Annotated in this window: 7 protein-coding genes and 1 pseudogene; 4 read left to right on the top strand and 4 right to left on the bottom strand. The window is 72.6% G+C overall.

From position 1 onward, the window contains the following. The 4 genes from FNX44_RS19300 to FNX44_RS19285 all read right to left on the bottom strand — a co-directional run. A partial coding sequence (locus FNX44_RS19300) for an FAD-dependent oxidoreductase (RefSeq protein ID WP_143649567.1) occupies positions 1–1406 on the bottom strand: 1406 nt, incomplete at its 3' end. Further along, positions 1387–1707, bottom strand: coding sequence for a (2Fe-2S)-binding protein (locus tag FNX44_RS19295; protein WP_143649565.1), 321 nt, complete (start codon positions 1705–1707; stop codon positions 1387–1389). The genes FNX44_RS19295 and FNX44_RS19300, both read right to left, overlap by 20 nt. A gap of 55 nt (positions 1708–1762) precedes the next feature. Next, positions 1763–2950, bottom strand: a complete 1188-nt coding sequence (locus FNX44_RS19290) for an NAD(P)/FAD-dependent oxidoreductase (RefSeq protein WP_143649564.1) — start codon at positions 2948–2950, stop codon at positions 1763–1765. Between the two features lie 52 nt (positions 2951–3002). Beyond that, positions 3003–4379, bottom strand: a complete 1377-nt coding sequence (locus FNX44_RS19285; RefSeq protein ID WP_153507480.1) for an aminopeptidase P family protein — start codon at positions 4377–4379, stop codon at positions 3003–3005. A 128-nt stretch (positions 4380–4507) separates the two neighbouring features. Between FNX44_RS19285 and FNX44_RS19280 the strand changes: the two genes are divergently transcribed. From FNX44_RS19280 to FNX44_RS19265, 4 genes and pseudogenes are all read left to right on the top strand, one after another. Continuing rightward, positions 4508–6253, top strand: coding sequence for an ABC transporter substrate-binding protein (locus tag FNX44_RS19280; RefSeq protein WP_143649562.1), 1746 nt, complete (start codon positions 4508–4510; stop codon positions 6251–6253). 8 nt (positions 6254–6261) lie between these two features. After that, positions 6262–7203, top strand: a pseudogene (locus FNX44_RS19275) (ABC transporter permease); the annotation flags it as partial. A 227-nt stretch (positions 7204–7430) separates the two neighbouring features. Beyond that, complete coding sequence (locus FNX44_RS19270; protein WP_143649560.1) at positions 7431–8417, top strand: ABC transporter permease; 987 nt, start codon at positions 7431–7433, stop codon at positions 8415–8417. Next, positions 8417–9151, top strand: a 735-nt coding sequence (locus FNX44_RS19265; protein WP_143649559.1) for an ABC transporter ATP-binding protein, incomplete at its 3' end; no start/stop codon positions are given. The genes FNX44_RS19270 and FNX44_RS19265, both read left to right, overlap by 1 nt.

Raw genomic sequence — 9151 nt, 5'->3', positions numbered from 1 at the left:
GCCAGCGGGCGCCGGTCGGGGGCGGGCGGTCGGCCGGTCAGGCGGGCCACCGCGGCGCCGCAGATCCGGCCCTGGCACCAGCCCATCCCCGCCCTGGTCAGCAGCTTGACGGAACGGGGGTCGCGGGCGCCGAGGTCGTCGACGGCCGCGCGGACGCACCCGGCGGTGACCTCCTCGCAGCGGCAGACCTCGGTGTCGTCCTCGAGCCAGCGCGACCAGTCCGGCCCCGGGGCGTGCACGGCGGACATCGCCTCGGCGAAGCCGCGCAGCCGGCGCCGTATCCGGCTCAGTCGGCGCGTCCGCGCGGTGCGGAGCGGCGGCAGGCCGCGCAGTCGGGACACGATCGCCAGCGCGGCCAACTCCCCCTCGACCCGCGCGAGTCGGGCGCCTCCCACGCCACCGGTCTCACCGGCGGCCCACACCCCCGGTACGGACGTCTCCTGCCGCGCGTCGAGCGCGAGGGCGAACGCCCCGTCCGCGGTCCTTCGCACCGCGCAGCCGAGCCCGGTGGCGAGGTCGAGCTGGGGCACCAGGCCGTGCCCCACCGCGACCGCGTCACAGGCCACCCGGCGTTCGCCGCCGGGCAGCGGGCGCCAGTCACGGTCCAGCCTGGACACCGTGACGGCCTCGACTCCCGTCCCCGCCCCGGACTCCCCCGAGGTGCCGTGCACGCGGGTGATCGCGTGGCGGGTGAGCGGCCGTACCCGGTGGGCGAGCAGCGTTCGGGCGTGTGCGGCGGCCTCCATGAGCTTGCCGGGTGAGACGGCGAGCACGCCGGGGTGGCGGGCGTATTCGAGGTAGCCGGACGCCTCGACGATCAGCGGGACGCGGGCGCCGGCCGCGACCAGGGTGGCGGCGACGGCGAGCAGCAGCGGGCCGCTACCGGCGACGACCACACGTCGGCCGGGCAGGACAAGCCCGGACTTGAGCATCGCCTGGGCGCCGCCCGCGCTGACCACTCCGGGCAGCGTCCAGCCGGGGAACGGGAGTTGGCGTTCGGCGGCGCCGGTGGCGAGCAGCAGCGCCCGGGCCTCGATCCGGACCGGTCGCTCGCTCTCCGCCCCGGTGAGTGCGTGCACCCGCCACCGGCTGCCGCCCTCGGCGCCGGTCAGGCGCTCGACGGTCCACACGTGGTGTTCTGCCAGGTGGCGTACCGTCCCCGCGGCGAGTCGGTCGCGTAGCGCCGCAAAGGCGGGCCAGTCGTGGTGCAGAGCCTCGGGGCGGGCCGCGCCCAGAGCGGGCGCGGGGTGCCGGTAGAACTGGCCACCGGGCTGCGGCGAGGCGTCCAACAGAGCGACGGAAAGGCCGAGTTCGTTCGCGGTGACGGCCCCGGCAAGGCCGGCGGGGCCAGCCCCGATGACGGCGAGGTCGAAGCTCGAGTCGGCTTCAGTCGGCGAGGTCGGCACGGCCGTCTCCGCTCTGGGTGGTGACGACGTCGCCCGGCGCGGCCGGCAGCAGACAAGCCCGTTGGTTGGGGCGGCCGTTGACCGTGGCCAGGCAGTCGAAGCAGTGACCGATGCCGCAGAACGCGCCGCGCGGGCGGCCGCCGACCCTTGTGGTGCGCCAGGCCAGTACGCCGGAGCTCCACAGCGCGGCCGCGATCGACTGCCCCGGCAGCGCGGTGAGCGGACGGCCGTCGAAGGTGATCTCGAACGGCGGCCCCGGGCGCGCCAGAACGCGTTCGACGGGGGTACGGCGTCGCCGCATGGCGGCACTCCTCTGCGGTCGCGGGCCGGTGGATCGGTTGGAGCAGGGCACGGGGTCAGACCGCCCGGTCGGAGAGGGCGGACTGATCAGCCCCGTCGAACCGGTCGGGCCGGAACGGGCGGACGTCCAGGGGCGGTTCGTCCCCGGTGAGCAGTCGGGCGATGAGCAGGCCGGTGGCCGGGGCGAGTCCGACACCGGCGCCCTCGTGGCCGCAGGCGTGCAGCAGTCCGGGTGCTCGGGGGTCGGGGCCGATAGCCGGCAGGTGGTCGGGAAGGTAGGGGCGGAAGCCCGCGTAGGTGCGGATGGCCCGTACGGCGGCGAGCGCGGGGAAGAGTTCGACGGCCTGGGCGGCGAGTCGGCGCAGCACCTCCACCGAGAGGGCGCGGTCGAACCCGACCCGTTCGCGGCTGGCGCCGATGAGCACCGGGCCCGCCGGGGTCCCCTCCACGACCGCCGAGGTCTGGAGGGCCGCCGAGCCGCTGGCCACGTCGGCGACGTAGTCCGCCGCGTACACCTTGTGGCGGACTACGCGCGGCAGCGGCTCGGTGACCAGAACGAACCCGCGCCGGGGTGCGACGGGCAGGAAGACGTCCGCGGCGGCCGCGAACTCGCCGCCCCACACGCCCGTGGCGTTGACGACGTGGCGGGCGGGCAGCGCCCCCGAGGGCACGGTCCGCACACCGCCGACGCGGCCGTCGGGGCCGCGGAGCAGTCCGGTCACCCGCTCGCCGCAGCGCACCAGGGCGCCGGAGGCGCGCAGCAGGTGCGCCGCGGCGAGCGCGGGTTGGACCTGGGCGTCCTGCGGGTAGTGGAACGCCCCGGCCGGCCCGTCGGCGAGGTACGGCTCCAGTTCGTGGAGCCGGTCGCCGGGCACCTCCGCCGTCTCCACGCCGGCCGCCGACTGGGCGGCGGCGAGGGAGCGCAGAGCCTTCAGTCGCCTCTCGTCCCGGGCGACGACCACGCCGCCCTTGGCCTCGTACTCGACCCGGCGGGCCAGCCCTTCGTCGCTCTCGCCGAGCTCTCGCCACAACCGCAGCGAGAGCAGGGCGAGTTCGAGTTCGGGTCCTGGTTCCTTGTCGGAGACGAGCAGGTTGCCCTCACCGGCGCCCGTGGTACCGCCCGCGACCGGGCCGCGGTCGAGCACGGTGACGGTGAGGCCGGCCCGCGCCGCGTAGTAGGCGCAGGCCGCGCCGACCACGCCCGCGCCGACGACAAGGACGTCCGGGCAGTCGAGTGAGGACACCTCAGTAATATGTCACATGGCATCTCTGCTGCCAAGGGTGCCGTCGCTCGAGTCAGCCCCGCCGCTCCAGCAGTTCACCCATCCAGACCTCCACCTCCTCCACCTCGCGCGGCAGCGCGCCGGACATCAGGCGCGCACCGCCGGTGGTCACCACCAGGTCGTCCTCGATCCGCACGCCGACGCCACGCAGCTCGGACGGCAGGGTGAGGTCGTCCGGTTGGAAGTACAGCCCCGGCTCGACGGTCAACACCTGACCCTCCTCGAGCACTCCGTCCGTATAGGCGCTCGCCCGCGCCTGCGCGCAGTCGTGCACGTCGAGGCCGAGCATGTGGCCGCTGCCGCACAGGGTGTAGCGGCGGTGCAGATCACCCTCCGCGTGCGGCAACACGCCCCAGTCGGCGAGCCCTTCGGCAATCACCCGCATCGCCGCCCGATGGAAGTCGCGGAACGCCGCCCCGGGCTTCACCGCGGCCATCCCGGCCTCCTGAGCCGCGAGCACCAGCTCGTAGACCTGCCGCTGCACCGGCGAGAAGCGCCCCGAAAGCGGGAGCGTGCGGGTGATGTCCGCCGTGTAGAGCGTGTCCGTCTCCACGCCCGCGTCGAGCAGCAGCAGTTCGCTCGGGTCGAGCCGTCCGTCGTTGCGGATCCAGTGCAGGACGCAGGCGTGGGCGCCGGAGGCGGCGATGGTCTCGTAGCCGGTGCCGTTGCCCTCCGCGCGTGCGCGCAGCCCGAAGACGCCCTCGATCCAGCGCTCGCCGCGCGGGTGCGCCAGTGCGGTCGGCAGCGCCCGGACGACGTCCTCGAAGCCGGCGACGGTGTGGTCGACGGCGCTCTGGAGTTCGGCGACCTCCCAGGCATCCTTGACCAGCCGCAACTCGCTGATCGCGGCCGCGACTTCGGGGTCGGCGGTGACCGACCTGCCCGGCGGCGGCTGCTGCGCGGCGGCATCCACGCAGCGCACGCCGGTCATCCGCTCGACCTCGTCCAGCTCGGGCCGTCGGCCGACCCAGAACTCGCCGTGGCGGCGGTCGCGGTAGAACTCCCCGCCGACGCGCGGCGAACGCGGCCGGACGTACAGCACCGCCTCGTGACCGGCGGGCCCGTCGGGTTCGAGGACCAGGACGTGCCCGACCTGGTCCTCCCCGCTCAGGCCGGTCAGCCACGTGTAGGCGCTGTGCGGGCGGAAGCGGTGGTCGCAGTCCGCGTTGCGGGTCCTCAACTCACCCGCGGACACGACGATCCGCTCGCCCGGGAAGCGGGCGGAGAGCCGGGCGCGACGGGCCGGGGTGCGGGAGGCAACCGGCAGCGCGAGGTCGCCGGGCAGCGGACTGGGCGCCCAGTCGCGGGCCATGAGGTCGTCCAACTCGGCCGACACGGGCAGGTCGTGACTGCCGATGTTGAGGGGCTTGCCGATCCGGGGCGTGGCCATGTGCTTCTCCTCCGGCGGTGAAAAACGAGGCGACAGACACCTTGTCAGTGCAATTTCACATTACTATGTTACCGATCACATACCAGTCCCCCGGCTGGCCGTCCTCTACTTCGCCCACGGAGTGACCAGTGATCAACCAGCGCATCCAGACCGCCATCGCCACCGCCCTGGTGGTGGCACTCGTCGGAACCGCTACCGCCTGCTCCGGCGGCGACAAGCCGCGCGCCACGACCGACGGACAGAACCCGGCCGCCGCCAACGAGGGCGGCACGGTCGGCGGCACGCCCCGCCGGGGCGGAACGCTCACGATCCTGTCCAACCAGGACTTCTCCCACCTCGACCCGGCCCGCAACTGGACGATGCCGAACATGGACTTCGGCATCCGGCTGCTCTACCGGACGCTCACCACCTTCAAGGCCGCCCCCGGCAAGGAGGGCACCGAGGTCGTCCCCGACCTCGCGACCGACCTCGGCACCCCCTCCAACGGCGGCCGGACCTGGACGTTCACACTGAAGGAGGGGGTCAGATACGAGGACGGCAGCCCGGTCAGGGCGCAGGACGTCAAGTACAACGTCGAGCGCTCCTTCTCCCCCGACCTCACCGGCGGACCCGACTACGCGGCCCGCTACCTGGCCGATACCGACGGCTACCAGGGCCCGCTCACCGGAGAGCACCTGGACTCGGTCAAAACCCCCGACGACCGCACGATCGTCTTCGAACTCAACCGGCCCGTCGCCGAGTTCGGCTCGACGGCCACCCTGCCGACGTTCGCCCCGGTCCCGAAGTCCAAGGAGGCCGGCGCCCGTTACGACAACCGGCCCTTCTCCTCCGGCCCGTACAGGATCGAGAGCTACGAGCGCGAGAAGAAGCTCGTCCTCGTCCGCAACAAGCACTGGGACCCGGCCACCGACGACGTCCGCAAGGCCTACCCCGACCGGTTCGTGATGCTGATGGGCCTCAAGGGCAGCCAGATCGACGACCGGCTCATCGCCGGCAAGGGCGGCGACGCCTCAGCCGTCCAGTGGTCCGACCTCCAGCCGGGCAGCGCCGCCAAGGTGCTGCCCCGGGCAGAGGTGCGGGAGCGACTGGTCGCCGAGTCCGGCGGCTGCACCGAGATGCTGCAACTCAACACCTCCAGACCGCCGTTCGACGACCAGCGGGTGCGGGAGGCCATGCACCACGCCGTCGACAAGGAGGCCGTCGTGACCGCCGGCGGCGGACCGGCCCTCGTCGACGTCGCCACCGCCTACCTGCCGCCCGCGCTGACCGGCGGCCGCCAGCCCGACACGCTGAAGATCGCCCCGGAGGGCGACCAGGAGAAGGCGAAGCAACTCCTCAAGGCCGCCGGCAAGGACGGCGTCAAGGCCTCGCTCACCGTCTCCACCGGCGACAAGGGCCGCGCCGAGGCGATCCAGCAGGCGCTCGGCCGGGCCGGAGTCCGCGTCGAGATCAACACCGTCGACCCCGCCGCCTACTACGACACCGTCGGCGACACCCGCAACGCCCCCGACATGGTGCTCGCCGGCTGGTGCCCCGACTACCCGTCCGGCTCGACGTTCCTGCCGTTCGTCTTCGACGGCCGCTACATCAAGGAGAAGGGCAACTCCGGCAACTACTCCCAGTTCCGCGACAAGGCCACCAAACGCCGCATCGACGAGATCAACGCCATGACCGACCCGAAGGCCGCCGAACGCGCCTGGCGCGAACTGGACGCCGAGATCCTGGCCAAGGCCCCGGCCGTCCCCGTCACCCTCAAGCGCAAGCCGCTGCTCGTCGGCCCCAACGTCGCCGGCGCGTTCGGACACCCCGTCTGGGCCGGACAGCTCGACTACGCGACGATCGGCCTCAAGGACCCGGCGAAGAGCGGGAACTGAGGCCGCTCATGCCGACCCTCAGCAAACCGGGCGGGTCCGTGCCCGCCATCGAGAATCCGACCGAGCCGGAAGCGTCCACCTGGCGGCTCCTGCGCGGACAGCTGTGCGCCCGCGCCTCCGTCCGCCTCAGTCTCGTCGTCGTCGCGCTGCTTGTCCTGATGGCGCTCACCGCGCCCTGGCTGAGCGCGCTCGGCGGCTGGGGCCCCGAGGAGTTCGACAAGTCCGCGATCGACCCCTACCTCGGCGGCATGCCGATCGGATCGTTCGGCGGCATCAGTACCGACCACTGGTTCGGCGTCGAACCGCTCACCGGACGCGACCTGTTCGCGCGGGTGGTCCACGGCGCCCGGGTGTCCCTGCTCATCGCATTCCTCGCCACCGCGCTGGTGGTCGTCGTCGGCACGGCCGCGGGCATCGCCGCCGGCTACTTCGGCGGACGCGTCGACACCGTCCTCAGCCGGCTGATGGACCTGACGATGTCGTTCCCCGCCCTCATCTTCATGATCGCCATGATGTCGGTGGCGCAGGACGTCAACCGGGTACTGCTGATGACCGCCGTGATCGGCCTGTTCGGCTGGCCCGGCGTCGCCCGCGTGGTACGCGGCCAGACCCTCTCGCTGCGCCGCCGCGAGTACGTCGAGGCCGCCCGACTCGCCGGCGCCGGCCCCTGGTACGTGCTCACCCGGGCCATCCTGCCCGGCGTCTCCGGCCCGCTCATCGCCTACACCACGCTGCTCGTCCCCGGGATGATCAGCACCGAGGCCGCACTCAGCTTCCTCGGCGTCGGAGTCCGGCCGCCCACCCCGTCCTGGGGCCAACTCATCGCCGAGAGCTACCAGTTCTACGAGACGGACCCGATGTTCTTCATCATCCCGACGACGTTCCTCTTCCTCGCCGTCCTCGCCTTCACCCTCCTCGGCGACGCGCTGCGGGACCTGCTCGATCCCAGGGTCTGCCCGGCGGGTCGGAGTGGGAGAAGGAGCGGCGTCCGGCGCCTGCGATCGCAAGGCGGAGGAGGGAGCCGACGCGGTGGGGGTACCCCCGGCCGAAGGCTGGGGGAGTCGGCGAGTGACGACTGGGGGTACCCCCGGCCGGAGGCTGGGGGAGCGGCGAGCGCGGGTGCCAGACGCCGCGACGCCGCTCCGACCCGCCGGACAGACCCAGGGAGCGGCCGGTCATGATCCGTTACCTGGCACGGCGGTTGCTGGGCGCGGTCGGTGTGCTGATCGCCGTCGCCGCCGTCACCTTCCTCATCTTCCACGTCATGCCCGCCGATCCCGCGCAGGCGGCCTGCGGCAAGAACTGCTCCACCGAACGCCTGGAGGCCGTACGCCAGTACATGGGCCTCGACCAGCCGCTGCCGGTGCAGTTCGGCACCTTCCTCACCGGCATCTTCGCCGGACGCACCCTCGGCACCGGGCAGTACGCCGTCGACTGCGGATTCCCCTGCCTCGGCTACTCCTACGCCTACTCCGAACCCGTGTGGGACCTGCTGGTCGCCCGGCTGCCCGTGTCGGTCTCGCTCGCGCTCGGCGCCGCCGCGCTGTGGCTGCTCCTCGGCCTCACCAGCGGCGTGATCGCCGCCCTCCGCAAGGACAGCCTCACCGACCGCACGCTGATGGTCGGCGCCGTCACCGCCGCCTCGATGCCGGTCTACTTCACAGCAGGACTGCTGATCCTGCTGTTCATCAAGACCCTCGAAGTGCTCCCCTACCCCGGCTACGTACCTTTCGCCGAGGGCCCGTTGGACTGGGCCGGCAACCTGCTGCTGCCATGGTGCGCGCTGGCGTTCCTCTACGCCGCGATGTACACCCGGCAGAGCCGCACGGCCATGATCGAGACGATGTCCGAGCCGTACATCCGCACGGCCCGCGCCAAGGGACTGCCGGAGCGGACCGTCGTCCTCAAACACGGGCTGCGCGCCGGACTCACCCCGGTCCTCACCATCTTCGGCATGGACCTCGCCGGGCTGCTCGCCGGCGCCGTCATCACCGAGCAGATCTTCGGCCTGCCGGGCGTGGGCCAGTTCTTCCACAAGGCGCTCACCACCGGCGACCAGCCCGTCGTGCTCGGCGTCACGCTGCTCACCGCCTCCTTCATCGTCGTCGCCAACCTGCTCGTCGACCTGCTGTACGCCGTCGTCGACCCCCGAGTGAGGTACTGATGCCACCACCCCTGCTCCAGGTCCGGGATCTGACCGTCACCTTCGACACCCCCGAGGGGCCGGTGCGGGCCGTCGACGGCGTCGGCTTCACCGTGGAGGCCGGACGCACCCTCGGCATCGTCGGCGAGTCCGGCTCGGGCAAGTCCGTCACCTCGCTCGCCGTACTCGGACTGCACCGCGACCGCACCACGGTCACCGGCTCCATCACCCTCGACGGCACCGAACTCGTCGGCCGGAGCGACCGGCAGCTCGCCCGCGTCCGTGGCCGGCGCATCGCGATGATCTTCCAGGACCCGCTGTCCAGCCTGCACCCCGCCTACTCGGTCGGGGAGCAGATCGCCGAACACCACCGGCTCCACCAGGGTGCCTCCCGGGCCGCCGCCCGCCGACGCGCCGTCGAACTGCTCGGCGAGGTCGGCATCCCGCAGCCCGCCCGCCGGGTACGCGAGTACCCCCACCAGTTCTCCGGCGGCATGCGGCAACGCGTGATGATCGCCATGGCCCTTGTCTGCGAGCCCGAGCTGATCATCGCCGACGAACCGACCACCGCCCTCGACGTCACCGTGCAGGCCCAGATCCTCGAACTGCTCGACCGCATCCAGCGCGAGCGCCGACTGGCCGTCATCATGATCACCCACGACCTCGGCGTCATCGCGCGTGTCGCCCACGACGTCCTGGTCATGTACGGCGGTCGGGCCGTCGAACAGGCCCCCGTCGACGAACTGTTCGCCGCC

The sequence above is a fragment of the Streptomyces alkaliterrae genome (assembly GCF_007097205.2).
Lineage (GTDB): Bacteria > Actinomycetota > Actinomycetes > Streptomycetales > Streptomycetaceae > Streptomyces > Streptomyces alkaliterrae.
This window is presented reverse-complemented; position numbering and strand designations above follow the sequence as displayed.